This window comes from Aurantimonas sp. NFXS3, assembly GCF_049132005.1.
In the GTDB taxonomy this organism is placed as follows: Bacteria; Pseudomonadota; Alphaproteobacteria; order Rhizobiales; family Rhizobiaceae; genus Aurantimonas; species Aurantimonas coralicida.
Map to the genome: position 1 here is coordinate 243,808 of NZ_JAGDDZ010000002.1, position 24,980 is coordinate 268,787.

The window sequence follows — 24,980 nt, forward strand, 5'->3', positions numbered from 1 at the left end:
GGGTCAGCCCTTCGCGATCTCGTCGAGCGCCTTGTCGAGATCGGCCTTGAGAAGCGCGGCCAGGAGCGCCGGAAAGCGTGGCTTCGGCACGAGGCCGGCCAGGGTCTCGGCATCCTTGCCGAGGCCGAGCTCTTCGGCAGCCTTGAGCGCGCGCTTGTCGGCGAAGGGATAGATCTCGTCCCAGGCGATCTGCGCCTCGCGGAAAAAGATGTCGACGCCGACATCGCCGATGCCCTTGAAGGCTTTCAGGAGCCGGCGCTCCTCGGCCGGGTCCTCTCCGGCCGCCGCGCGCAGCTTGCGCAGGTCGCCGTCATATTCGGCGAGGCAATGGTCGGCCATGTCCTGCAGGAAGCGCGAGGTCTTCTCGTCGAAGCGCGCATAGCCGTTGCGGTTGAGGATGACGACGCGCTCCTTCCAGGTCGCGTCGGCCATGTGCTGCGCGGTCGTCAGCCCGGCATCCTTGAGGGCCCTGGCCGCGCGCAGCGCCTGATCGGCGGAAATGCGCGCCGACGACAGGTTCGCGGCGACCAGCCACAGGAACAGCCCCATCGGCTCGTTGCGGCCAAGATCGACGCCCAGATCGTCGGCGAAGGTCGCGCCGCCGCTGCGCTCCAGAAGGCGCGCGACCAGATCGTCCTGCGACCGGCTCATGTCACACCCCCCGGCTGGGCGCGTTGTTGCGCGCGTCGAGCGCCGAGAACAGGAGCGCCATGCCCGACGTGATCAGCGAGATGCCGAGGAACAGGCCCACCGCCCAGACCGCGGTGCCCGGCAGGCCGAGAATCAGGAAGACCGCCAGCACGATGTCGACGAGGCCGGAGACCACCAGCAGCCAGAACCGCCCGGTCGACGGCTGGAAGGCGCGGGCGATGGAGAAGTTGAACACGCCGGACAACAGGAAATAGAAGCTCAGCATCCAGGTCAGGGTGATCGAGCCGGCCACCGGATCGTAGATGATGACGGCGCCCAGCACGACCGCGAGCAGCGACAGGAGGAGGCTCGACCAGAAGCCCGGTGCGCCCTTCGCCCGGAACGCGCTGACGGCACCGACGATGCCGGCGAAGATCAGCAGCCAGCCGAACAGCAGGGTCGTCGCCAGCGTCGCCGCGAAGGGGGCGAGGATCGCCAGGACGCCGACGACCACCATCAGGCCGCCCTGAAAGGCGTAGGATTTCCAGTGATCGTGGAGATGGCGTTCCACCGTGCGCTGGAGATCCTGCGGACGCAGCGTCTGCGGATGGTCCGGGTCGATGCTCATGTCGCGTTCCCTTGCCGTCGCCTGTTCGAACCGGAATTCGCGGCGCCCGTGCCCGGTTCCAAGCCGCAGCGTTCGACGCTCGGCGGAATGAGTCAGCCGCGGCGGCTGAGGCTGCGCGAGGTATCGAGCAGCTTGTCGACCAGCGATTCCAGCGAGGTGCGGGCGATGTCGTCGGACAGGCGGCCGTTCTCGTCGAAGCCATTGGCCGCGTCGGCGACGCTGCATTGCTGGGTGAGCACCTCGGCGCCCAGCGCCCGCATCACCAGCCGCAGCGCTTCGAGGCCCCGCGCGCCGCCGAAGCGGCCGGGCGAGGCCGAGGCAAGGCCTACGACCAGCCCCTTGAAGGGCTGCACGGGCCGGCCCTGCACCTTGCGCACGCGGCTCGCCCAGTCGATGGCATTCTTCAGCACTGCCGGGATCGAGTGATTGTATTCGGGGCTGACCAGAAGCAGCCCGTCCTGCACCGCGATACGGTGGGCGAGCAGCACGGCGTTCTCGGGAATGCCGTTGTCCTGTTCGTGGTCGCCGTCATAGAGAGGCAGCGGATAATCGGCGAGATCGAGCCGGGTCACCACTGCGTCGGACAGCGCCAGCATGCGCGTCGCCTCGGCGGCCAGCTTGCGATTGTGCGAGGCGAGCCGCAGCGAGCCCGGCAGGACGAGGATGTTGGCGCTCACGAAGCCGTCGCCGCATTCTCAGCCGGCGCCGTGTCCTGCGAGTAGATCCACACCCGGGCGGGCGGGATGTTGTTCCAGACCCGCGGCGAGGACGACACCGAGAACACGCCCGGAACCGGCCGGACGGGCGGGGTGAGCATGTAGGACAGTTCCGTCAGGTTTCCGCCGGGCATGAGCCGCGAGAGATAGTCGGTGAACAGCGCCTGGCGCTTTTCCTGCGAGAAGCTGACGATCGGGATGGCCATCAGGATCGCGGCGAATTTCTCGTCCCGGCGGTCGCCGAGGGTCCGGTCAAGGTCGAAGCCGTCGCCGTTGATGACGTTGACGCCGGGAAAGCGGCGCTGGAGCTGCCGGGCGAAATCGGAATCATACTCGATCGAGGTGATGCGCTCGGGCGCGACACCATGCTCGAGCAGGGTGCGGGTGACGACGCCGAGGCCGGGTCCCAGTTCCAGGATCGGTCCGTCGAGATCGATCGTGGCGTGGCGGACCATCATGTTGCAGTAAGCCCGGCTGGACGGGGCGACCGCGCCCATCTTCACCGGATGGCGAACCCAGTTGGCGAAGAAGCGCGCCCAGTCGCCTTCGTAGCGTTCACCTGCCTGCGTCGTCTCGCCCCGTGCGCCGTTGCCCGCCATCTGCCGTCCTCTCCCGTGATGCTGCCGCCGTCAGGCGGATCGATACACCAACACGCGGGCGGGCGGCAGGTTGCGCTTGATCCACGGGCTGGTGATCAGTTCGGCGCCGATCCGCTCGGGTTTCACCGGCATGGTCAGCGCATAGGAAAACTGGATGAAGGGCGCGCCGCGGGCCATGCGCGCCAGCGAACCGCCGATGACGGCCTCGCGCTTGGCGTCCGGCTTGGTGAACAGCGGCAGGCTGGAAACGACGGCTTCCAGGCGCTTTCCCTCCATTGCCCGGCTCACCGCGGCGCTGGGCGCGTAGGCATCGCCCTGGATGACCAGCGCGGCGGGAAAGCGGGCCCGCAGGAGGATGCAGAATTCGGGAGAATATTCGACGAGGACGAGGGCGGCTTCCGGCACGCCCCGGTCGACGAGGCACTGGGTGACGACGCCGGTGCCCGGGCCCAGTTCCAGAACGCGGGAATCGGCGTCGAAACCGGCGGGATCGGGCACATAGGCGGCCATCGCCCGGCCGAGCGTGCGCGAGGAGGGCGACACCGCCCCCATCACCAGCGGCCGCTGCAGCCATCCCCGGAAGAAGCGCGCCTCGTCGCTGACCTTCTTGCGCTTGCGCAACGGGTTGGTCTGACGCGGCTCCGGGGTTCCCAACACTCGTGTCCTCCAGTCCGGCCCGACGGCCGAGGTCCGGCAACACGTGATGCCGTGCCTGTGTAACGGCTTTACGACGCAGCCGTCGATGCGCTCTGCGTCTCACTAAACATGTCGCGGATCAATTTTCACTCAACCCCTCGAAGAACTCCTTCATCCGCGAGAAGAAGCCTGTGGACTGGGGAGAATTGTCGGAAGAGGAAATCTCCTCGAATTCCTCCAGGAGTTCGCGCTGACGACGCGACAGGTTCTGCGGCGTCTCGACGGAGACCTGGATGAACAGGTCGCCGACCTGCGGCGAGCGCAGCACCGGCATGCCCTTGCCCTTCACCCGGAACTGCTTGCCGGTCTGGGTGCCCTCCGGCACCTTCACGCGGGTGGTGTTGCCGTCCAGCGTCGAGACGTCGAAATGGCCGCCCAGCGCGGCCGTCACCATGGACAGCGGCACCTGGCAGAACAGATCGGCGCCGTCGCGCTGCATGAATTCGTGCGGCTTCACCGACAGGAAGATGTAGAGATCGCCCGGCGGCCCGCCGCGCAGGCCCGCCTCGCCCTCGCCGGCGAGGCGGATGCGGGTGCCGTCCTCGATGCCGGCCGGGATGTTGACCGACAGGTTGCGCTCTTCCGGCAGCCGGCCGTCGCCGCCGCACTTGCCGCAGGGGTCGGCGATGACCTGGCCGCGACCCTGGCAGTTCGGGCAGGTACGCTCGATGGAGAAGAAGCCCTGAGCGGCCCGGACGCGGCCGACACCGGCGCAGGTGGGGCAGGTCTTCGGGCTGGTGCCGGGCTTGGCGCCGCTGCCGGTGCATTCGTCGCACTGGATCGTCGTCGGCACGCCGATCTCGGCAGTCTTGCCGTCATAGGCCTCTTCGAGGCTGATCTCCATGTTGTAGCGCAGGTCCGAACCGCGCTCGCGGCCGTTGCCGGGCTGGCGTCCGGCGCGGGCGCGCCCGCCCATCATCTCGCCGAAGATGTCGTCGAAGATGTCGGCCATGGAGGAGGAGAAATCGCCGCGGAAGCCGGCATTGCCGCCGCCGCCATTCTGGAAGGCGGCATGGCCGAAGCGGTCGTAGGCGGCCCTCTTCTGCCCGTCCTTCAGGACCTCGTAGGCTTCACCGAGTTCCTTGAACTTCACCTCGGCGTCCGCGTTTCCGGGATTGCGGTCGGGGTGGTATTGCATCGCGAGCTTGCGAAACGCGGACTTCAGCCCCTTTTCGTCGACATCGCGGGGCACGCCGAGCATCTCGTAGTAATCGGCCTTCATTCAGGACTTCCATGGGTTCTGGACAGACGATTTGCGCGGCAGCAGGGGCTCTCGCCCGCCGCGCCCGCGACAACATGCCTTCGATGTAGGAACGGCTGGGGCGCGATACCATAGCGGCGTCCCGAAAGGAACCGCGGCTTCCTTTGCGGCTCAGGCCGAGGCCATGCGCGCAGGCTTGCCCTCGGGCCGGCGCGGACCGGCGATCCAGCCGCCGAGCCGGCGCTCGACGAAGCGGTCGGAGAGCATCGCCACGGCGACCGTCGCGACCATCGGCAGGGTCCAGTAGACGTAGAAATCGATGATCCCGAGGGGCTCCAGCACACGCTGCCAGATTACCGTCAGGAAGACGAACTCCATGACGGGATGCAGGAGGTAGATCCCGAAGGAGACCCGCGTCACCGGCATCAGCGGCGCCAGCATGGCAGTGGAGTCCGGCCGGGCGGTCTCGGCCAGCGCCGTGGCGGTCAGCGCCAGCGCCAGGAGCAGGAGGGTCGGGTAGGGCGGCGCCTGCAGGATCATCGCCGCGACGGCGGCGACGCTGAGGACGATGCCGGGCCAGTGGGCGGTGATGGAGATCATCCGTCGCCCGACGACGACGGCGATCGCCGAGCCGGCGATGAAATCGGCAAAGGCGCGGTAGGCGCCCATCGTGTCGGCGCCGGTCCAGTGGCCGGAGGGAAAGAGGCCGCGCCAGGAGGCGTATTCCAGCCCGCCGACCCAGACGGCCAGCAGCGCGAACAGTCCGGCGAGCCCCTTCCAGCGGAACGCCAGGAGGATGACCGGGAACAGCGCATAGGCGAAGAATTCCGCACTCACCGACCAGGACGGATAGTTGAGCGCCAGCTCGTCCGTCGTGCCGAGGCCGTGGAGGGCGAGAAGGTGCAGCGGCAGCGCCGCCAGGTCGCGGGCCCAGGGATGGTGGGCCGAGCCGACGAACAGCGCCACCAGCGCGATGGCGGCGAAGAACATCGTGGTCAGGAAATGCAGCGGATAGAGCCGCGCGATGCGCCGGCGCATGAAATTGGCGTAGTCGGCGACCGAGGCGATGCGGGTCGCGTAGCGGCTGGCGATCAGGAAGCCGGAGATCATGAAGAACATGTCGAGCAGCGGCAGCAGCCGGTGCAGGAATTGCGTACCGGCTTCGACGCCGTAGGGCGCGAAGAACAGGAAGTGATAGGCCATGATCAACATCGCGGCGGTCAGACGCCAGCAATCGAAGACACGGAAGTGCATGGCTGCTCCTGTCGCGACCCGATCGGAACGGGCGGGCCTTGCGCCGCGCGCCCTGTCCGCCGTGCCCATAGGCGCGCGAGACACCGCAGCCTGCAAGCCAAGGATGAATTAACGGTAAACGCCGTGCTTGTTGGAGCGGCGCGACCTCAAACGACAAAGCCCCGGCGCGAGGGCCGGGGCTTTGCAGGTCTTGGCGATCGGCGGGCAGGCCGATCCGGCCCGCCCGCTGCCTGTTGGATCAGGCCGACTTCTTCTGGTCCGCGTCGTCGTTGACTTCCTCGAAGTCCGCATCGACGACGTCGTCCTTGGCCGCTTCCGACGCATCGGCGCCGTCCTCGCCCTCGGGCTGTTCGGCCTGGGCGGCCTCGTACATGGCCTGGCCGAGCTTCATCGACGCTTCGGCGAGCCGGTCGCTCTTGGCCTTGATGGCCTCGGCGTCGGCTTCCGGCTTCTCGACTTCGGCCTTCAGGTCCTCGATCGCCGCGCTGATCGCAGCGCGATCTTCCTCGGAGACCTTGTCGCCGTAATCCTCGAGCGACTTCTCGGCCGAATGCAGCAGGCTCTCGGCCTGGTTCTTCGCCTCGACGGCCGCGCGACGCTTCTTGTCGGCGTCGGCATTGGCCTCGGCGTCCTTGACCATCTGCTCGATATCGGCGTCGGACAGACCACCGGAAGCCTGGATGGTGATCCGCTGCTCCTTGTTGGTGCCCTTGTCCTTGGCCGACACGTTGACGATGCCGTTGGCGTCGATGTCGAAGGTGACCTCGATCTGCGGCACGCCGCGCGGTGCCGGCGGGATGCCCTCGAGGTTGAACCGGCCGAGCGACTTGTTGTCCTGCGCCATCTCGCGTTCGCCCTGGAAGACCTGGATGGTCACGGCGTTCTGCGAGTCCTCGGCGGTGGAGAACACCTGGCTCTTCTTGGTCGGGATCGTCGTGTTGCGATCGATCAGGCGAGTGAACACGCCACCCAGCGTCTCGATGCCGAGCGACAGCGGCGTCACGTCGAGCAGCAGCACGTCCTTGACGTCGCCCTGCAGCACGCCGGCCTGGATGGCGGCGCCCATCGCGACGACCTCATCCGGGTTGACGCCCTTGTGCGGCTCCTTGCCGAACAGGTTCTTCACCGCTTCCTGGACCTTCGGCATGCGGGTCATGCCGCCGACCAGAACGACCTCGTCGATGTCCGACGCGGTGACGCCGGCATCCTTGAGGGCCGCCTTGCACGGATCCATCGTGCGCTGCACGAGGTCGTCCACCAGGCTCTCGAACTTGGAGCGGGTCAGCTTCATGGTCAGGTGCTTGGGACCCGACGCATCGGCGGTGATGAACGGCAGGTTGATTTCGGTCTGCGAGGCCGAGGACAGCTCGATCTTGGCCTTTTCGGCGGCCTCCTTGAGGCGCTGCAGGGCGAGCTTGTCGTTCTTCAGGTCGATGCCCTGGTCCTTCTTGAACTCCGAGGCGAAGTAATCGACCAGACGCATGTCGAAGTCTTCGCCGCCGAGGAAGGTGTCGCCATTGGTGGACTTCACCTCGAAGACGCCATCACCGATCTCCAGGACCGACACGTCGAAGGTGCCGCCGCCCAGATCGTAGACCGCGATGGTCTTGCCGTCGTTCTTGTCGAGGCCGTAGGCCAGCGCCGCCGCGGTCGGCTCGTTGATGATGCGCAGGACGTCGAGACCGGCGATCTTGCCGGCGTCCTTGGTCGCCTGACGCTGGGCGTCGTTGAAGTAGGCCGGAACGGTGATGACCGCCTTCTCGACCTTCTCGCCGAGATAGGCCTCGGCGGTTTCCTTCATCTTCTGCAGGATCATCGCCGAGATCTGCGAGGGCGAATATTTCTCGCCGGCCGCCTCGACCCAGGCGTCGCCATTGTCGGCATTGACGATCTTGTAGGGGACCATGCCCTTGTCTTTTTGCGTCGTCGGATCCTGGAAGGTCCGGCCGATCAGGCGCTTGATCGCAAACAGCGTGTCTTCGGGATTGGTCACCGCCTGGCGCTTGGCCGGCTGGCCGACGAGGCGCTCGCCATCGTCGGTGAAGGCCACCATGGAGGGCGTGGTGCGCGCGCCCTCGGCATTCTCGATCACCTTGGCGTTCTTGCCGTCCATGACCGCGATGCAGGAATTGGTCGTGCCAAGGTCGATTCCGATTACCTTCGCCATGCATAGTCTCCTTGTTTAGCGAGCCGCCCGGGACCCTCGAAGAGGCATTCCGGATTGGGCAGCCCCTGGAAATTCTGGGATGAACCGCAGGGCCGAAACGACTGCGTCGCCGGCTTCGGCGGGGCTGGCGGGTATATATGAAGTGGCATTTGGGGGTGCAAGACGGATGGTCGCGCTTTCGTGAGTTCGCGTCCTGCGGGCCTTGCGGGCGGCTGAATCCGAAAATGGTTGGAACCGCAACGGACGGTCGGGACTTACCCCACCGAATACGCCGGCGCGCGGATGGTCCGCCTCCTGCCGGTCTGAAGGAGACAAGCCATGAACAGCATCATCTATCTCGTCGGCCTGGTCGTCGTCGTCGCCATCGTCCTGTCGCTGCTCGGCGTCCTGTAAGGACTCGACGCGACGCGTCCACCTCACGCGGCCCCAAGGGTCGCGGAAGGTCCTCGAACGCGCAGAACCGAGAAAGACAGCCGGCGGACAGGCCGCCGGCCAATGCAAGGGCCGGTCAGCCCCCGAAGATGCTTCTGAACAGCGAGCGGTCGCTGGAGCGGCCCCGGGCCGGCCCCTCGACGGTCACCCCCGGCGGCGGTGCGCTGTCATAGACGCGGCCGCCCCCTTCGGCCGGCAGACCCTGCGGCGGGATAGGCGCCTCGCCGTTCTGACGGTAATAGGGATCGGCCGATTCCCCCTCGTAGAACCCGCCATCCGAATAGCCGCTATCGGCCGTCAGCGGCGCCTGCGCCTCGCCGATCCGGTAGTCGCCGGGCAGCGGGATCGGGTCGAGCCCCTCATGGGCGGCCGTCATGAAATCGTGCCAGGCCTCGGCCGGCAGCGAGCCGCCGGTGACCTTGCGCATCTTGGCGCCATTGTCGTTGCCCAGCCACACGCCGGTGGTGAGATTGGCCGTGTAGCCGACGAACCAGGCGTCCTTGAAGTCCTGGGTCGTGCCGGTCTTGCCGGCGGCCTGCCAGCCGTCGATCGCCGCCCTGCGCCCGGTGCCGGCCGACACGACGCGCGTCAGCATGGCGTTCATCATGCCCACGATCTCCGGTGAGACGACGACAGGCGGCACTTCGGCGCCCCGTTCCCACACCACCTTGCCCTGCTCGGTGACGACGCGGTTCACCAGATGCGGCGTCGCGCGGTAGCCGCCATTGGCCAGTGCCGTGAAGGCACCGGTCAGTTCGACCAGCGAGACTTCCGAGGTGCCGAGCGCGATGGAGGCGTTGTCGACGAGGTCGGACTTGATGCCCATGCGATGCGCCGTCTCGATCACCGCGTCGGCGCCGGCGCTGTCCACCAGCCGCGCCGCGACGGTGTTGAGCGACTGGCGCAGGGCGTCGGCGACGGTGACCGGACCGCGGAACTTGTTGTCGTAGTTCTGCGGCGACCAGTTTCCGATCCGCACCGGGGCGTCGTCGATGATCGATTCCGGCCGCCAGCCCTTTTCGAGAGCGGTGGCGTAGACGAAGGGCTTGAAGGTCGAGCCCGGCTGGCGCTTGGCGTCGACCGCGCGGTTGAACTGGCTCTGGGCATAGTCGCGGCCGCCGACCAGCGCGCGGATCGCACCGGTGCCGTCCACCGCCACGAGGGCGCCCTGGCTGACATTCTGCGAGGCGCCGTCGACGGTCTTGCGCACGACCTCCTCGGCCTTCTTCTCGAGGGCGAGGTCGATGGTGGTCTCGACGATGACGTCCTGGTCGATGTCGCCGACCAGCTGCTTGATGTCGCGCATCACCAGATCGGCGGCGTAATGCTCGCCGCCCGTCCAGTAGCTCTTGGCATTGGTCGGCTTCTGGGCCTTGGCGTCGGCATATTCGGCCTGGCTGATGAAGCCCTCGTCGCGCATCGCCGCCAGCACCACTTCGGCCCGCGCCTTGGCGGCGGCCGGATCGTTGGCCGGCGACAGCCGCGAGGGCGCCTTCAGGAGGCCCGCCAGCAGCGCTGCCTCACCAAGATTCACCTCTTCGGCCGGCTTGTCGAAATAGCGCCGGGACGCTGCCTCGACGCCGGTCGAACCGGAGCCGAAATAGACCCGGTTCAGATACATCTCGAGGATCTGGTCCTTGGTGAATTTCTGCTCCAGCCACAAAGCCAGGATCGCTTCCTGTATCTTGCGGCGGATGGTCTGGTCGGGATTGAGGAAGACGTTCTTGGCGAGCTGCTGGGTCAGGGTCGAGCCGCCCTGCACGGTTTCGCCGGCCGCCATGTTCTGCATGAAGGCGCGGGTGATGCCGATCGGATCGACGCCCCAATGGTCGTAGAAGCGCCGGTCCTCGATGGCGATCACCGCCTGCGGGATATAGGGGCTCATCTCGTCCAGCGAGACTTCCTTGCCGCCGGTCAGGCCGCGATTGGCCATCAGCTCGCCGGCTACCGAGACGATCTTGACGTTGGGCGGCCGGTCCGGGATCGCCCAGGCTTCCTGCGGCAGCTTGACGGCCATGTAGCCGACCACGGCCGCCACCGTCAGCCCGCCGACGACGCCGAGCATCAGGAACAGCCGGAAGACATGGCCGAGGAAGCTGCGCCGGCGGCGTCCTCCGCCACGGCCCGAGCCACCGCCGCCCTGCGTCTTGCCGCGGCCGCGCCGGCTGGAGGCGGCGGGCTTGGCCGTCTTGCGGTCGTTGACGGGTTTCTTCGCGGTCTTGCGGCGCGGACCGCTGGAAGCGTTCGGAACGGCGCGATCGTCGGCGCTGATGCGGAAGTCGTCGTCGCCGAGTTCGGAACCGCCGAAGCTGGGTTCGATGCGCTCGTGCCGTCGTGCCGCCATTCGGACGTCTTTCCCTCACGAACCGGCAGGGCCGGTCCTGTTCGTTACGCGAAGGCCGTTGCGCGTCGCGCGCGGATCGGCCTCCAACCCCAAGTGTCGCGCAGGAGACGTCGCCCGGCCGGATCGCCGACTTGCGTCGGACCGGTCCATGCGCCAACCGACCGGGCCCCCAAGCCCCGTCGCAAACGTCTCCGCAGATCCGCGATGCAGCTTAAATGCGGCGAATTAACGGGGCATTAAGCAATGCGGCAGCGGCCGGAACGCCGCGAACCCCCACCTGCCAGCCGTCGGGCGCGCCCCGAGACCCCATTGATGCGCCCGAAGCGCTGCGCCATGTCCCGCCGAAACGGGGACGCCTGGCGCCCCGACCCGGAGATTTGCGAGAAGGAAGACGCCATGAACATCGACCTGTCCGGCAAGCGCGCCGTGGTCACCGGTTCGACCGGCGGGATCGGTCTGGCCGCGGCCATCGGCCTTGCCCGTGCCGGCGCCAGCGTGGTGGTGAACGGGCGCGGCGAGGACCGGGTGGAGACCGCCGTGCGCAAGGTGGTCGACGCCGTGCCGCGCGCCGACGTCTCGGGCGCCGCCGCCGACCTGATGACCGCCGACGGCTGCAAGGCGCTCGTCCGCGCCGTGCCCGACCCCGACATCGTCGTCAACAATGTCGGGATCTTCGGGCCGAAACCCTTCTTCGAGATCGGGGACGATGTCTGGGAGGATTTCTTCCAGCTCAACGTCATGTCCGGCGTGCGCCTGTCGCGGGCGTGGATGCCGGCCATGATGGAGCGCGGCTGGGGGCGCTTGGTGTTCCTGTCGTCGGAATCGGCGCTGAACATTCCCGCCGACATGATCCATTACGGCTTCACCAAGACCGCGCTGTTGTCGGTTTCGCGGGGGCTCGCCAAGCTGGCCGGCGGCTCCGGCGTCACCGTCAATTCGGTGCTGCCCGGACCGACCATGTCGGAGGGTGTCGAGGGGATGCTGGCGGAGATGGCGTCGGAACAGGGCATCTCGATCGAGGAGGCGGGCGTCGCCTTCGTCAAGGCGGCGCGGCCGAGCTCGATCATCGGCCGACCCGCGACGGTCGAGGAGGTCGCCAACATGATCGTCTATGCCTGCTCGAAGGAGGCGTCGGCGACCACCGGCGCGGCCTTGCGCGTCGATGGCGGCGTGGTCGACACCATCGCCTGACGATTAAGCTACCGGCGCGCGGCGCCCGATACGAAAAGGGCCCGGTCGCTGGCGACCGGGCCCTTGAAGAGAAAAGCGCTGAAAGCCGGCCGTCCTACCAGAGGTCGAGCGAGAAGCGCTTGGAGACGCCGAGGCCGAAGAAATACTGGTTCTCGTCGCCCGCCTGCACGATCGGGGAATCCTTGGCGTCGCCGACCAGCCGGTCGTATTTGGCGTCGGCATTGATGAACCAGTCGGTGAAGATCTCGTAGCGCGCCGAAGCGGCGACGCCGACGCTCTTGAAGCCGCCATCGGGATCGTAGGCGCCAAGGCGGAAGCCGGACGCAACCGATTCGCGGGCGCTGACGCCGAAATAGGAATCCATGTAGTCGCTGGAGGCGAAGCTGGCGGTCGGACCGGCCTTCAGCACCAGGCGCTCGGTCGGCCGGGCGATCAGATTCGCGCCAATGTCGCCGACGAAGCCGTCGGCACCGCCGAAGGCATAGCGCACGGCGCCGTAGACTTCGGCGCTCTGCCACTCGTAGCTGGCCTTCAGGCCGAGCTCGTAGGTGGCATCGAGATCGTCGAGGCCGGTCAGCTCCGAATAGTCGCTCGCGTCGCGGTCGCCGATATAGTCGAAGGAGGGTCCGATCGACAGGCCGAGGCCGTCCTTGCCGCCGAAGGAGCCGATGCCCGGCAGGTTCAGATATTCGACGCTGATGATCGGCGACGGATTGATCTGGTACTCGTCCGAGCCGAGATATTCCGGCGACACGATGCCGGAGATGCCGAGCTCGAAGACGAAGTCGGTATCGCCATAGTCGTTGGCGGCGGGCGCCAGCGGCGCCGGGGCCGGGTCGTAGGGGGCGTAGACGGCATCGGCGGCAGCCGCGCTCAGCGAGGTCGCGAGCAGCAGGGCGAGGGCCGAGGCGGCGGTACGAATGCGCATGTCTGATACTCCAGCCTGTCACGCCATTCTTCGATCCATCGGACCGCGTGGCGTGTTGTTGCCTTCGTTCATACGGGAAATTCGCGATCCATCAATTGCCGGAAGAGCCCCGCCGACGCTTTGCCGGGGCGCCGTTGCGCCGCAGGCACAGTGACGGGATGGCGCAGGCCGGCAGGGGGCGATTGCGCGCCTGGAAAACCCTCGGTCCGACAGGCAAAGGGCGCGGCCGCCGGTTGGCGCCGCGCCCTTTCGTTCGAGCGGTCGGAGAACCCGGGCGAAATCTCAGTCGCCGGCGCCCAGCGCCGCCAGTACGCGGGCCCAGGAGCGCTGGCCCTTGTGGAAGGAGCTCATCTCGTACTTTTCGTTCGGCGAATGGATGCGGTCGTCGCCGAGGCCGAAGCCGATCAGCAGCGATTCCATGCCGAGCCGCGCCTTGAACTCGCCCACCACGGGGATCGAGCCGCCCATGCCGATCATCACGGCGGGCTTCGGCCATTCGTCCGAGAGCGCGGCGCGCGCCTTGCCGAGCCAGGGCGAATCGAAGGGGAGCTGGATCGCCGGCGAGCCGCCATGGGGATGGTATTCGACCGAGCAATCGGCCGGCAGGCGGGCTTCGACGAAGGCGCGGAAGGCGGCGCGGATCTTGTCCGGGTCCTGGCCGGCGACCAGCCGGAAGGAGACCTTCACCATCGCCTGCGAGGCGATGACGGTCTTGAAGCCCTTGCCGGTATAGCCGCCGGAAATGCCGTTGAATTCCGCCGTCGGGCGCGCCCAGACCTGCTCCAGCACCGAGCGACCGGTCTCGCCGGCCGGCACCGACAGGCCGACCGAGCCGAGGAATTCCTCGGCCGAGAAGTCGAGCCCGTCCCAGATGGCGCGCACCTCGTCCGGAATGTCCTGGACGCCGTCGTAGAAGCCGGGGACGGTGACGCGGCCGTCGGCGTCGTGGATGTCGGCAAGGATGCGGGCGAGGACCCGGATCGGGTTTTGCGCGGCGCCGCCGAAATAGCCCGAATGCAGGTCCTGGTTCGCCGCCGTCAGGACGATTTCCTCGCCGACGAGGCCGCGCAGGCCGGTCGAGATCGCCGGGGTCTCGCGGTCCCACATATTGGTGTCGCAGACCAGCGCCACGTCGGCCGACAGTTCGTCGCGATTGGCGTCGAGGAACGGGGTCAGCGAGGGCGAACCGGATTCCTCCTCGCCCTCGAGGAAGATCGTGACCTTGCAGGGCAGGCCGCCGGTCTCGGCCTTGTAGGCGCGGCAGGCCTCGATGAAGGTCATCAGCTGGCCCTTGTCGTCCGCCGAACCGCGCGCCACGATCCGCTTGGTGCCGTCCGGGCCGTCCTTGACGACGGGCTCGAAGGGCGCGGTCTCCCACAACTCCAGCGGGTCGACCGGCTGGACGTCGTAATGGCCGTAGAACAGGACGTGCGGCGCGCCGTCCGGCCCGTCGTGATGGGCGACGACCATCGGGTGGCCCGGCGTCTCGCGCAGCGAGGCGTCGAAGCCGATCGCGTCGAGGTCGCCGACGAGATATTCCGCCGCGCGGCGGCAATCGGCGGCATAGGCCGGATCGGTGGAGATCGACGGGATTTTCAGGAGATCGGTGAGCCGGCCGAGCGAGCGCTCGAGATTGAGGTCGAGGCAGGCAAGGACGCTGTCGAGATTGGCCATGGGAGATCCGTTTCTGCAAGGGAGCGGCCGCGCGGCGGGCGGGGCCGGGTCGTGCCCGTGAAGATGGGGCGCAGGCACGCGATGTCCTTCGTTACGGGAGACATCGGGTGGGGATCAAGGCCGATGCCGGGCGGCGCGTCGTGGTGCCGCCCGGCAGGATGTCGCGCGCTTAGCCCAGCCGTTCGGCGTGCCAGCGCAGATGGTCTTCCATGAAGGTGGAGATGAAGTAGTAGCTGTGGTCGTAGCCCGGCTGGCGCCGCAGCGTCAGCGCGATCCCGGCATCGGCGCAGGCCTTTTCCAGGAGTTCCGGCTTCAGCTGCTCGGCGAGGAAATTGTCGGCCTCGCCCTGGTCGACCAGAAGGTCCTTCACCCGCGCGCCGTCCTCGATCAGCGCCACCGCGTCGTGCTTGCGCCACGCGGCCTTGTCGTCGCCGAGATAGAGCGGCAGGGCCTTGTGGCCCCACGGCACCTGGCCAGGCGCGACGATCGGCGCGAAGGCCGAGACGGCCTTGTAGCGGTCCGGATGGGTCAGGCCGATGGTCAGGGCGCCATGGCCGCCCATGGAATGGCCGAGGATCGACTGCCGGGCCATGTCGGCCGGAAATTCGGCTGCGACGAGCGCCGGCAGTTCCTCGGTGACATAGGACCACATGCGGTAGTTCTCGGCGAAGGGCGCCTGCGTGGCGTCGACGTAGAAGCCGGCGCCGAGGCCGAAATCGTAGGCGCCCTCGGCATCGTCCGGCACGCCTTCGCCGCGCGGGCTGGTGTCCGGCGCCACGAAGATCAGGCCGAGCTCGGCGCAGATGCGCCGGTACTCGCCCTTTTCGGTGACGTTGGCATGGGTGCAGGTGAGGCCCGACAGGTACCAGACCACCGGCAGCTTCGCGCCGTCGGCGTGCGGCGGCACGAACACCGAGAAGGTCATCTCGGTGCCGGTTTCCTTCGAGGCGTGGCGGTAGACCCCCTGCACGCCGCCATGGGCGGTGTTGGTGGAGACGGTCTTCATCAGAACACCACCACCGAACGGATCGACTTGCCCTCATGCATCAGGTCGAAGCCCTTGTTGATCTCTTCGAGCGTCAGCGTGTGGGTGATCATCGGGTCGATCTGGATCTTGCCGTCCATGTACCAGTCGACGATCTTCGGCGTGTCGGTGCGCCCGCGCGCGCCACCGAAGGCCGAGCCCTTCCAGACGCGGCCGGTGACGAGCTGGAACGGCCGGGTCGAGATCTCCTTGCCGGCCTCGGCGACGCCGATGACCACGGAGACGCCCCAGCCGCGATGGCAGGCTTCCAGCGCCTGGCGCATGACCATGGTGTTGCCGGTGCAGTCGAAGGTGTAGTCGGCGCCGCCGCCGGTCAGCTCGACCAGATGCGCGACGATGTCGCCCTCGATCTCCTTCGGATTGACGAAATGGGTCATGCCGAAGCGCTCGCCCCATTCCTTCTTGTCGTTGTTGAGATCGACGCCGATGATCTTGTCGGCACCGACGAGGCGGGCGCCCTGGATGACGTTCAGGCCGATGCCGCCGAGGCCGAAGACCACGACATTGGCGCCCGGCTCGACCTTGGCGGTGTTGACCACGGCGCCGACGCCGGTGGTCACGCCGCAGCCGCAATAGCAGGAGGTCTTGAAGGGCGCGTCTTCGCGGATCTTGGCGACCGCGATCTCGGGCAGCACGGTGAAGTTCGAGAAGGTCGAGCAGCCCATGTAATGGTAGATCGGCTTGCCCTTGTAGGAGAAGCGCGAGGTGCCGTCGGGCATGACGCCCTTGCCCTGGGTGGCACGGATGGCGGTGCACAGATTGGTCTTGCCCGACAGGCACGACTTACACTGGCGGCATTCCGGCGTGTAGAGCGGAATCACGTGGTCCCCGGGCTTCACATAGGTGACGCCAGCGCCGACCTCGCGGACGATGCCCGCGCCCTCATGGCCGAGGACCGAGGGGAACAGGCCTTCCGAATCGAGGCCGTCCAGCGTGTAGGCATCGGTATGGCAGATGCCGGTCGCCATGATCTCGACGAGGACCTCGCCGGCTTTGGGGCCTTCGAGGTCGAGTTCGACGATCTCCAGCGGCTTCTTGGCTTCGAATGCGACGGCGGCGCGGGTCTTCATAGAGGTCTCCAGACTGTCGGTGCCGGGTTCCTGCTAGACGTTTCGGGCCGCGATGCAAATACCCCGAAAGGCGGTCGGCGCCGACAAATGGCAGCCGGCAAGCCGCGACAAACGCTTGCGATCAGCGCCGAAGCGATAGCAGCCGACGAGATTCAGCCTGCGACGATGATGGTCTGGAAGAGGGGTGGGGACGCGAGAAGAGAGCCGCCGCGGCCTGGAGGGGGATACACCGCAACGACTCTCTCGCTTAGTCCGAGCGGCGCGCCCCGGAGAGGGGGAAAGGGGCCGTGTCGCTCTCCATTCCGGCACATAAGCGGGGGACGTGCTTGTGGCCGAACACGACGCTCGGGGCGTCGTTGAACAAGAGATGCGTCGTGGGGTGGGGGAAATCAAGCAATGGACTCGTGAAGGGCGATCACATCGCCGTGATCGCACCATTGCCAAACCGTAACAAACAGCAACAATCGTGTGATTGCAAGGGGGGCGGGCTAATTTGTGCGCCAGCGCGCCGCGCCGCGGCCCGGGAAAGGCGCAGAAACGGCGGCGGCAACCCCGTCTCCGGGCCATGCCGGCAGACGCTTTGGAGAGGCCGCAAACCGGATGGACTCGCGCGAGACGCCAAGCTACGACCGGCCCATGAACAAGGGCGACCATCTCTTCCTCGTCGACGGATCGGCGTATATCTTCCGGGCCTACCACGCGCTGCCGCCGCTGACGCGCAAGTCCGACGGCCTGCCGGTCGGCGCCGTCTCGGGCTTCTGCAACATGCTGTGGAAGCTGGTCGAGGAATCCCGCGATACCTCGGTCGGCGTCGCGCCGACCCATTTCGCGGTGATCTTCGACCATTCCTCGACGACCTTCCGCAACGAGCTCTATGCCGACTACAAGGCCAATCGCGAGGCGCCGCCCGAGGACCTCGTCCCGCAATTCGCGCTGATCCGCGAGGCGGTGCGCGCCTTCGACCTGCCCTGCATCGAGAAGCAGGGTTTCGAGGCCGACGACCTGATCGCCACCTATACGCGCCATGCCGTCGAGGCGGGCGGCGACGTGACCATCGTCTCCTCCGACAAGGATCTGATGCAGCTCGTCGGGCCGCGGGTCATCCTCTACGACCAGATGAAGGACAAGCGCCTCGGCCCCGACGAGGTGAAGGAGAAGTTCGGCGTTCATCCGGACAAGATGATCGACCTGCAGGCGCTGGTCGGCGACACCTCCGACAACGTGCCGGGCGTGCCGGGCATCGGCCCGAAGACCGCCGCGCAGCTGCTGGCGGAATATGGCGATCTCGAAACGCTGCTGGAGCGCGCCGCCGAGATCAAGCAGAACAAGCGCCGCGAGAACCTGATCGCCTTCGCCGACCAGGCGCGGCTGTCGAAGACACTGGTCACCCTCGACCAGAACACGCCCCTCGACGTGCCGCTGGACGACCTGTTCATCCACGAGCCGGATGGCGAGAAGCTGATCTCCTTCCTGAAGGCGATGGAGTTCACCTCCCTGACCCGCCGGGCCGCGGCCCAGCTCGGCACCGATGCCTCCGAGGTCGAGAGCGCGGCGATCGCCGTCGACACGCCGGCGCGCGGGCCCGACCTCGACCCGGCCGGATCGGCCGTTGCTGCGCCCGGTGCCGGCGACGCCGCCCTGCCGCTGACGCCCTCAGCCCTCGTCGAAAGCCGCCGGGCGGCTGCCGCGGCCGCGGTCTTCGACCTCAGCGCCTATGTCACCATCCGCGACGCGGCGACGCTGTCGGCATGGATGGACGAGGCGCGCGAGACCGGCCTTCTCGCCTTCGATACCGAGGCGAGTTCGCTGTCGGCGATGAAATGCGACCTCGTCGGCGTGTCGTTCGCCACGAAAGCGGGCCGCGCCGCCTATGTGCCGCTCGCCCATGTCTCGCCGTCGGGCGAGGCCGACCTCCTGTCCGACAAGGCGGTGGAGGACGAGATCGGTCCGCAGCTGCCGATGGACGAGGCGCTGGCCATCCTGAAGCCGGTGCTGGAGGACGATGCCGTCCTGAAGATCGGCCAGAACGTCAAATATGACTATCTCGTCATGCGCCGCCACGGCATCACCATGGCGCCCTTCGACGACACCATGCTGATCTCCTACGCCCTCGACGCCTCGGCCTCGCTGGCCGGCCACGGCATGGACGAATTGTCGGAGCGTTTCCTCGGCCACAAGCCGATGAGCTACAAGGAGCTCTGCGGCTCCGGCAAGGGCGCCAAGCCGATCGCCGCCTGCGCCATCGACAAGGTCACCGCCTACGCCGCCGAGGATGCCGACGTTACGCTGCGGCTGTGGCAGGTGCTCAAGCCGCGCCTGGTCGCCGAAGGCCTCGCCTCCGTCTACGAGCGGCTGGAGCGGCCGCTGGTCGCCGTGCTCGCCCGCATGGAAGAGCGCGGCATCAAGGTCGACCGGCAGATCCTGTCGCGCCTGTCCGGCCGCTTCGCCCAGAAGCAGGCGGGCCTCGAAGCCGAGATCGCCGAGATCGCCGGGGAAACCTTCAATCCCGGCTCGCCCAAGCAGCTCGGCGAGGTGCTGTTCGGCAAGCTCGGCCTGCCCGGCGGCAAGAAGACCAAGAGCGGCCAGTGGTCGACCGACGTGCGCGTCCTCGAGGACCTGGCCGCCGAGGGCCATCCGCTACCGCGGCGCATCGTCGACTGGCGCCAGCTCACCAAGCTGAAGGGCACCTATACCGACACGCTGCCGGGTCACATGGATGCACAGGGGCGCATCCACACCTCCTATTCCATGGCCTCGACCACCACGGGGCGGCTGTCCTCCTCTGAGCCGAACCTGCAGAACATCCCGGTGCGCACCGAGGAGGGGCGGGCGATCCGCACCGCCTTCGTCGCGCCGGCCGGCCACAGCCTGGTCTCGGCCGACTACAGCCAGATCGAATTGCGGATCCTCGCCCATATCGCCGACATCCCGCAGCTGAAGGAGGCCTTCCGCGAAGGGCTCGACATTCACGCAATGACCGCGTCGGAAATGTTCGGGGTGCCGGTGGAGGGCATGCCGTCGGAGATCCGCCGCCGCGCCAAGGCGATCAATTTCGGCATCATCTACGGCATCTCGGCCTTCGGCCTCGCCAACCAGCTGTCGATCCCGCGCGACGAGGCCGGCACCTACATCAAGCGCTATTTCGAGCGCTTCCCCGGCATCCGCGACTACATGGATTCCACCAAGGCCTTCGCCAAGGAACACGGCCATGTGGAGACCCTGTTCGGCCGGCGGGTGCACTATCCCGACATCCGCTCGCCCAATGCCTCGATCCGCGCCTTCAACGAGCGGGCGGCGATCAACGCGCCGATCCAGGGCACCGCGGCCGACATCATCCGCCGCGCCATGATCCGCATGGAGCCCGCGCTGGCCGACGCCGGCCTGTCGGCGCGGATGCTGCTGCAGGTCCATGACGAACTGATCTTCGAGGTCGAGGACGAGGAGGTCGAAGCGACCATTCCGGTGGTCCGCAAGGTGATGGAGGAAGCGGCCCTGCCGGTCGTCCAGCTCTCGGTGCCGATCGAGGTCGATGCCAAGGCCGCGGCGAACTGGGACGAGGCGCACTAGGTCGGCGGCATCCGGACATTGCCTGACGGGCAATCGGCTTTATCTTTGGCCGACGGCCCGACACGCGGGCAGACGACGGTGAGAGAGGTTCGATGGGGCGTTTCGACGGAGATGCGCATGGCACGCCCGCCATGCCCGAGGACATCAGCACGACTGCCCTCGCCAAGATGCCGCTGGCTCTGGTCCTCACCAATCCCAATCTGGACGACAATCCCATTGTCTATGCCAACCGGGCATTCGAGAAGATCACCCGCTATTCCTCCGACGCGGTGATCGGCCGCAATTGCCGGTTCCTGCAGGGCGACGACACCGACCCCGCGCAGGTTCGCCAGCTGGCGCAGGCCGTGCGCGAGGAGCGTGACTTCTCCGTCGACATCGTCAATTACCGCTCCGACGGCACGAAGTTCCTCAACCGGCTGATGATCACGCCGCTCTATGACGAGGACCGCAATCTCCAGTGCTTCCTCGGCGTCCAGCGCGACATGAGCGAGGGGGCGGATTTCGACCCGTCGCGGCAGGGCGGCGAGGCCGAGCGGATCGACGCGGCGCTCGGCGAGGTCCAGCACCGGGTCAAGAACCATCTGGCCATGGTCGTCGGCATGATCCGCATGCAGGCCCGGGCCAAGACCAGCAAGGAAGCCTTCGACGCGCTGGCACGGCGCATCGAGAGCCTGCAGCTGCTCTATCAGGAGATGACCGAGGCCGGGATCGCGTCGACCCGGTCAAAGCGCGTGCCGCTGGGCGCCTATGTCAGCCGGATCGCGGCGACCATCGGCCATCTCGACGGGCGTCGCTCGATCCGCGTCAACATCGACTGCGACGCCATCGAGGACGACGTGGAGCGGGCGGCGCGGATCGGGCTCCTGTTCTCCGAGCTCCTGACCAATGCGCTCAAGCATGCCTTCGAGGGCCGCGAGGAAGGACTGGTCGAGGCGCGCCTCAAGATGCTGTCCTCCGGCGTCATCCGCATGACCGTGTCCGACGACGGCATCGGCCTGCCCGACGGCAGCCAGTGGCCTTACCGGAGCGACGACCGGCCGGCCGATCGCGCCCGCGCCGCCGATGCGGCGCAAGAGCCCAATGTCGCCCGCCAGATCGCCGAATCCATCGGCCATGGCCGCGCCGGCAGCGACGACGATGCCGATGCAGAGACCGGCAGCGAGGTCGTCGATACCAGCGGCAACGCGCTCGCCCGCCAGCGCCGGACCCAAGCGCAGGGTGGCCTCGGCGGACGGATCACCCTATCGCTCGTGCAAGGGCTGAACGCCCGGATCGATGTCAGCAGCGAGATGGCGGGGACGGTCGTGACCGTCGACATTCCCCCGGAGGATTCCAATTGAATGCAGTGACAAACCGCGCGGCAGCCCGTGACCGGCTGATCGTCGGCCTCGACGTGCCCACCTGGGCGGAGGCGGAGACGATCGTCGATACGCTCGGCGACGAGGTGCTCTGGTACAAGATCGGCTACCAGCTCGCCTATGCCGGCGGCCTGCCGCTGGTCAGCGAGCTCGCCCGCGCCGGCAAGCAGGTGTTCCTCGACCTCAAGCTCCTCGACATCTCCAACACCGTCGCCAAGGGCGTCGAGAGCGCCCAGGCGCTCGGCGCCGCGATGCTGACGATCCATGCCTATCCCCATGCCATGAAGGCGGCGGTCGCGGCGGCCAGCGGATCGCCCCTGACGCTTCTCGGCGTCACCGTTCTGACCTCGCTGGACGATGCCGACCTGGAGGATGCGGGCTACGGCCTCACCGTGCCCGAGCTGGTCGCCCGGCGGGCGCAGCAGGCGCGCGACATCGGCATGGGCGGCATCGTCTCGGCCGCGTCCGAGGCCGGCCCGATGCGCGAACTGATCGGTCCGGACATGGCGATCGTCACGCCTGGCATCCGCCCGGCCGGCGCTGCGGCCGGCGACCAGAAGCGGGTGGCGACGCCCGGCGATGCGCTGCGGGCAGGGGCTTCGCATCTGGTGGTGGCGCGGCCGATCGTGGCCGCCAGCGATCCGCGCCGGGCCGCCATCGCCATTCTCGACGAAATGGCCGCCGCGCTGGGCTGACGACACAATCAAGCCGATGTCACGCATCGCCGCCGCGGCCGCTGGGGACGTGGTGCAACGGGAGGGAAAATCATGGCCAAGGGATACTGGATCGCGCGCGTCGATGTGCACGACGCCGAGGGCTACAAGGGCTATGTCGAGACCGCGGGGCCGGCCTTCAAGGAATATGGCGCGCGCTTCCTGGTGCGCGGCGGCCCCTTCGTCGAGCTGGAAGGTACGGCGCGCAGCCGCAACGTCGTGATCGAGTTCGACAGCGTCGAGACGGCGCGTGCCTGCTATGAGAGCGAGCAGTACCAGAAGGCCAAGGCGATCCGGCAGCGTTATGCCGACGCCGAGATGGTCATCGTCGAGGGCTATGAGGGCTGACAGCGGCCGCAGCGCATGGGACTCGCACCCGAGCTGCATGGCCGGGTGTGACGGCCCCGTGACTGTCTGGCGCAAGCATTTCGGCGCATGCTTGACCGAACGTCGTCGGCGGCTCCGGAACGCCGGGGTCGTCGCTGCGTTGCAACGTGGGAAGCCGCGTCGGCAAGGGCGCATCCCGGCGTGCCGCACCGTGAGCGGATTTGTGCATTGCAGCAATAATTGCTAGATTGCCGGAAACTAAAACGAGCGAGAGCCGATGCTGTACCACTTCTATGAATGGAACCATGCCGCGCTCGTCCCGCTCCGCGCCGCCGCGGACGCCACGAAGCTGTTCTACGAAAACCCGCTGAATCCCCTGTCCCACATGCCGGTGGGCCGCTCCATGGCGGCCGCCGCCGAGTTGTTCGAGCGCACCACCCGCGTCTACGGCAAGCCGGAATTCGGCCTGCACGAGACCGTCGTCGATGGCCAGCGCATTCCGGTGCAGGACAAGGTCGTCTGGCAGAAGCCCTTCGGTCAGTTGCTGCATTTCGAGCGCGAACTGCCCAAGCGGCACGGCAAGGACCCGCGCTTCCTCGTGGTGGCGCCGATGTCCGGCCACTACGCGACGCTGCTGCGCGGGACGGTCGAGGCGCTGCTCCCCTATGCCGAAGTCTACATCACCGACTGGCGCGACGCCCGCAAGGTGCCGCTGGCCGACGGCAAGTTCGATCTCGACGATTATGTCGATTACCTGATCGAGATGCTGCAGTTCCTCGGGCCCGACACCCATGTCATCGGCGTCTGCCAGCCGGCCGTGCCGGTGATGATGGCGGTGGCACACATGGAGGCCGAGGGCGACGATTGCGCGCCGGCCACCATGACGCTGATGGGCGGCCCGATCGACACCCGCATCAATCCGACCTCGGTCAACCAGCTCGCCCAGGAAAAGGGCATCGACTGGTTCCGGGACAATGTCGTGATGCCGGTGCCGTTCCCGCAGCCGGGCTTCATGCGCCAGGTCTATCCGGGCTTCCTGCAGCTGACCGGCTTCATGTCGATGAATCTCGATCGGCACATGACGGCCCACAAGGAATTCTTTTGGCATCTGGTCAAGGATGACGGCGACTCCGCCGACAAGCACCGCGAGTTCTACGACGAATACAACGCGGTCATGGACCTGACCGCCGAGTTCTACCTGCAGACCGTCGACGAGGTCTTCATCAAGCACTCGCTGCCGAAGGGCGAGATGATGCATCGCGGCCAGCGGATCGACCTGACCAAGATCAGGCGCACCGCGCTGCTGACCGTCGAAGGCGAGAACGACGACATTTCCGGCGTCGGCCAGACCGAGGCCGCGCAGCATCTGTGCGTCAACATCCCCGACGACAAGCGCGTCCACTACGTGCAGCCCAAGGTCGGCCATTACGGCGTCTTCAACGGCTCGCGCTTCCGGGCCGAGATCTGCCCGCGCATCGTCGATTTCGCCCTGACCCACGGCACCACCCATTCGGCGGCCTCGCTGCCGAAGCGGGGCCAGCCGGCTAAGGCAACGGGCACGCCCGAGCGTGAAGGCGCCGTCGCCGAGCGCGAGGCCAAGGCAGAAACCCTCGGCAAGGACGTGACCGGTGCCGGCGAGACGGTTCTGGCCGGCGCCGTCGTCTCCGAAAGCGGGGCGGCCAAGTCCGTGGCAGCCGCCGCGCAGGCGGCCGTGACCCCGGCACCGGAGGCTGTTGCCCCGGCTCCGGCCAAGGCGAAGAAGAGCGCGCCGGCCGTAGCGAAGACGACAGCGGCAAAGACGACCGCCAAGTCCCCGGCCACGGCCCGAAAGCCGGCGGCGCGCAAGGTTGCTGCCAAATCCGCGCCCGTGGCGGAAGCCAAGCCGGCGAAGGCGCCTGCGCCGCAGCCGCGCCCCGCCGCCAACGACCAGCCGGCCTCGGCCGGCGCTGCCAAGCCGGCACCTGCGGCCGAGACGAAGCCTGTGGCCGAAGCGGTGACGCCGTCAGTGAAGGTTGAAAAGCCGGCCGGGACCGTCGCTGCCGCCAAGCCGGCAGTCGAAGTCGCAAAGCCCGCCGAGAAAATTGCAGCGGCCAAGCCGGATATTGCGAAGCCCGAACAGGTCGCGGCCTCGGCATCCGCAGGGAACACGGCGCCGGAGGCAAAGGCTGCGGCGCCGGTGGCGGGCAAGCCGGAGACCGGCGGCAACCGCCAGACCCGGCGCGCCGCCGCCACGCGCCGCCGCCGCTAAAACGGCGCCTCGACGGAATGGCATGACGGACGGCGCCGGGGGCGTCGTCCGCGTTGTCTTGTCAGCTCGTCGTGAGCGCATCCGCCTCACCGGCGGGCCGGCGATCGGTGCGCCGGTTTCCGCGTCGGAAACGTCCCGAACCGCTACTCTCCGAAGCACATCGGCCGCGCGGGAAACCGGCGCGGCCGATGT

19 protein-coding genes are annotated in these 24,980 nt (G+C 67.6%); 6 read left to right on the forward strand and 13 right to left on the reverse strand.

Features of this window, described 5'->3' with window-relative positions; translation table 11 throughout:
- Positions 1-3: 3 nt before the first annotated feature.
- From J3367_RS06340 to J3367_RS06380, 9 genes are all read right to left on the reverse strand, one after another.
- On the reverse strand, positions 4-651 hold the full coding sequence (locus tag J3367_RS06340) for a hypothetical protein (RefSeq protein WP_024350772.1): 648 nt from the start codon (positions 649-651) through the stop codon (positions 4-6).
- A 1-nt stretch (position 652) separates the two neighbouring features.
- The gene (locus tag J3367_RS06345) at positions 653-1,258 is read right to left on the reverse strand and encodes an HdeD family acid-resistance protein (protein ID WP_024350771.1); all 606 of its coding nucleotides are present in this window, start codon (positions 1,256-1,258) and stop codon (positions 653-655) included.
- 92 nt (positions 1,259-1,350) lie between these two features.
- Positions 1,351-1,935, reverse strand: a complete 585-nt coding sequence (locus J3367_RS06350) for an NADPH-dependent FMN reductase (protein ID WP_009211266.1) — start codon at positions 1,933-1,935, stop codon at positions 1,351-1,353.
- The gene (locus J3367_RS06355; RefSeq protein WP_024350770.1) at positions 1,932-2,573 is read right to left on the reverse strand and encodes a class I SAM-dependent methyltransferase; all 642 of its coding nucleotides are present in this window, start codon (positions 2,571-2,573) and stop codon (positions 1,932-1,934) included. Before J3367_RS06355 ends, J3367_RS06350 begins: the two co-directional genes overlap by 4 nt.
- Positions 2,574-2,603: 30 nt before the next feature.
- Complete coding sequence (locus tag J3367_RS06360) at positions 2,604-3,230, reverse strand: class I SAM-dependent methyltransferase (RefSeq protein ID WP_024350769.1); 627 nt, start codon at positions 3,228-3,230, stop codon at positions 2,604-2,606.
- A 118-nt stretch (positions 3,231-3,348) separates the two neighbouring features.
- Positions 3,349-4,491, reverse strand: coding sequence for a molecular chaperone DnaJ (gene dnaJ / locus J3367_RS06365; protein WP_024350768.1), 1,143 nt, complete (start codon positions 4,489-4,491; stop codon positions 3,349-3,351).
- A 150-nt stretch (positions 4,492-4,641) separates the two neighbouring features.
- Complete coding sequence (locus tag J3367_RS06370) at positions 4,642-5,724, reverse strand: acyltransferase family protein (RefSeq protein ID WP_421460527.1); 1,083 nt, start codon at positions 5,722-5,724, stop codon at positions 4,642-4,644.
- Between the two features lie 238 nt (positions 5,725-5,962).
- Positions 5,963-7,891 (reverse strand): molecular chaperone DnaK, encoded by a 1,929-nt coding sequence (gene dnaK / locus J3367_RS06375; RefSeq protein ID WP_024350766.1) that lies wholly within the window; start codon positions 7,889-7,891, stop codon positions 5,963-5,965.
- A 508-nt stretch (positions 7,892-8,399) separates the two neighbouring features.
- Positions 8,400-10,667: a transglycosylase domain-containing protein gene (locus J3367_RS06380; protein WP_024350765.1), complete on the reverse strand. Its 2,268-nt coding sequence runs from the start codon at positions 10,665-10,667 to the stop codon at positions 8,400-8,402.
- 396 nt (positions 10,668-11,063) lie between these two features.
- On the opposite strand from J3367_RS06380, the gene J3367_RS06385 reads away from it, so the two are divergent.
- Positions 11,064-11,858: an SDR family NAD(P)-dependent oxidoreductase gene (locus J3367_RS06385; protein WP_024350764.1), complete on the forward strand. Its 795-nt coding sequence runs from the start codon at positions 11,064-11,066 to the stop codon at positions 11,856-11,858.
- 94 nt (positions 11,859-11,952) lie between these two features.
- Here J3367_RS06385 and J3367_RS06390 read toward each other — a convergent pair whose 3' ends face one another.
- From J3367_RS06390 to J3367_RS06405, 4 genes are all read right to left on the reverse strand, one after another.
- The gene (locus tag J3367_RS06390; RefSeq protein ID WP_024350763.1) at positions 11,953-12,786 is read right to left on the reverse strand and encodes a MipA/OmpV family protein; all 834 of its coding nucleotides are present in this window, start codon (positions 12,784-12,786) and stop codon (positions 11,953-11,955) included.
- A 282-nt stretch (positions 12,787-13,068) separates the two neighbouring features.
- The gene (locus tag J3367_RS06395) at positions 13,069-14,460 is read right to left on the reverse strand and encodes a M20/M25/M40 family metallo-hydrolase (protein WP_024350762.1); all 1,392 of its coding nucleotides are present in this window, start codon (positions 14,458-14,460) and stop codon (positions 13,069-13,071) included.
- 169 nt (positions 14,461-14,629) lie between these two features.
- The gene (gene fghA, locus J3367_RS06400) at positions 14,630-15,466 is read right to left on the reverse strand and encodes an S-formylglutathione hydrolase (protein WP_024350761.1); all 837 of its coding nucleotides are present in this window, start codon (positions 15,464-15,466) and stop codon (positions 14,630-14,632) included.
- Positions 15,466-16,575, reverse strand: coding sequence for an S-(hydroxymethyl)glutathione dehydrogenase/class III alcohol dehydrogenase (locus tag J3367_RS06405; RefSeq protein ID WP_009211254.1), 1,110 nt, complete (start codon positions 16,573-16,575; stop codon positions 15,466-15,468). The genes fghA and J3367_RS06405 overlap by 1 nt, the downstream gene beginning before the upstream one ends.
- 636 nt (positions 16,576-17,211) lie before the next feature.
- On the opposite strand from J3367_RS06405, the gene polA reads away from it, so the two are divergent.
- The 5 genes from polA to phaZ all read left to right on the forward strand — a co-directional run bounded on the left by polA (position 17,212) and on the right by phaZ (position 24,788).
- The gene (polA, locus tag J3367_RS06410) at positions 17,212-20,142 is read left to right on the forward strand and encodes a DNA polymerase I (protein WP_024350760.1); all 2,931 of its coding nucleotides are present in this window, start codon (positions 17,212-17,214) and stop codon (positions 20,140-20,142) included.
- A 92-nt stretch (positions 20,143-20,234) separates the two neighbouring features.
- Positions 20,235-21,482, forward strand: a complete 1,248-nt coding sequence (locus J3367_RS06415; RefSeq protein ID WP_024350759.1) for a PAS domain-containing protein — start codon at positions 20,235-20,237, stop codon at positions 21,480-21,482.
- A complete protein-coding gene (pyrF, locus tag J3367_RS06420; RefSeq protein ID WP_024350758.1) occupies positions 21,479-22,195 on the forward strand; it encodes an orotidine-5'-phosphate decarboxylase in 717 nt (238 codons plus the stop codon). Before J3367_RS06415 ends, pyrF begins: the two co-directional genes overlap by 4 nt.
- Before the next feature lie 72 nt (positions 22,196-22,267).
- Positions 22,268-22,561 (forward strand): DUF1330 domain-containing protein, encoded by a 294-nt coding sequence (locus tag J3367_RS06425; RefSeq protein ID WP_024350757.1) that lies wholly within the window; start codon positions 22,268-22,270, stop codon positions 22,559-22,561.
- A gap of 256 nt (positions 22,562-22,817) precedes the next feature.
- Positions 22,818-24,788 (forward strand): polyhydroxyalkanoate depolymerase, encoded by a 1,971-nt coding sequence (gene phaZ, locus J3367_RS06430; protein ID WP_024350756.1) that lies wholly within the window; start codon positions 22,818-22,820, stop codon positions 24,786-24,788.
- Positions 24,789-24,980: the final 192 nt, after the last annotated feature.

What these genes read in the sequence shown, in the direction of transcription:
- J3367_RS06415 (WP_024350759.1), top strand. Translation starts at nt 20,235, where the DNA reads ATGGGGCGTTTCGACGGAGATGCGCATGGCACGCCCGCCATGCCCGAG.
- polA (WP_024350760.1), top strand. Translation starts at nt 17,212, where the DNA reads ATGAACAAGGGCGACCATCTCTTCCTCGTCGACGGATCGGCGTATATC.
- J3367_RS06395 (WP_024350762.1), bottom strand. Translation starts at nt 14,460, where the DNA reads ATGGCCAATCTCGACAGCGTCCTTGCCTGCCTCGACCTCAATCTCGAG.
- dnaK (WP_024350766.1), bottom strand. Translation starts at nt 7,891, where the DNA reads ATGGCGAAGGTAATCGGAATCGACCTTGGCACGACCAATTCCTGCATC.
- J3367_RS06340 (WP_024350772.1), bottom strand. Translation starts at nt 651, where the DNA reads ATGAGCCGGTCGCAGGACGATCTGGTCGCGCGCCTTCTGGAGCGCAGC.
- dnaJ (WP_024350768.1), bottom strand. Translation starts at nt 4,491, where the DNA reads ATGAAGGCCGATTACTACGAGATGCTCGGCGTGCCCCGCGATGTCGAC.
- J3367_RS06345 (WP_024350771.1), bottom strand. Translation starts at nt 1,258, where the DNA reads ATGAGCATCGACCCGGACCATCCGCAGACGCTGCGTCCGCAGGATCTC.
- phaZ (WP_024350756.1), top strand. Translation starts at nt 22,818, where the DNA reads ATGCTGTACCACTTCTATGAATGGAACCATGCCGCGCTCGTCCCGCTC.
- J3367_RS06405 (WP_009211254.1), bottom strand. Translation starts at nt 16,575, where the DNA reads ATGAAGACCCGCGCCGCCGTCGCATTCGAAGCCAAGAAGCCGCTGGAG.
- J3367_RS06385 (WP_024350764.1), top strand. Translation starts at nt 11,064, where the DNA reads ATGAACATCGACCTGTCCGGCAAGCGCGCCGTGGTCACCGGTTCGACC.
- fghA (WP_024350761.1), bottom strand. Translation starts at nt 15,466, where the DNA reads ATGAAGACCGTCTCCACCAACACCGCCCATGGCGGCGTGCAGGGGGTC.
- J3367_RS06390 (WP_024350763.1), bottom strand. Translation starts at nt 12,786, where the DNA reads ATGCGCATTCGTACCGCCGCCTCGGCCCTCGCCCTGCTGCTCGCGACC.
- J3367_RS06370 (WP_421460527.1), bottom strand. Translation starts at nt 5,724, where the DNA reads ATGCACTTCCGTGTCTTCGATTGCTGGCGTCTGACCGCCGCGATGTTG.
- J3367_RS06355 (WP_024350770.1), bottom strand. Translation starts at nt 2,573, where the DNA reads ATGGCGGGCAACGGCGCACGGGGCGAGACGACGCAGGCAGGTGAACGC.
- J3367_RS06425 (WP_024350757.1), top strand. Translation starts at nt 22,268, where the DNA reads ATGGCCAAGGGATACTGGATCGCGCGCGTCGATGTGCACGACGCCGAG.
- J3367_RS06380 (WP_024350765.1), bottom strand. Translation starts at nt 10,667, where the DNA reads ATGGCGGCACGACGGCACGAGCGCATCGAACCCAGCTTCGGCGGTTCC.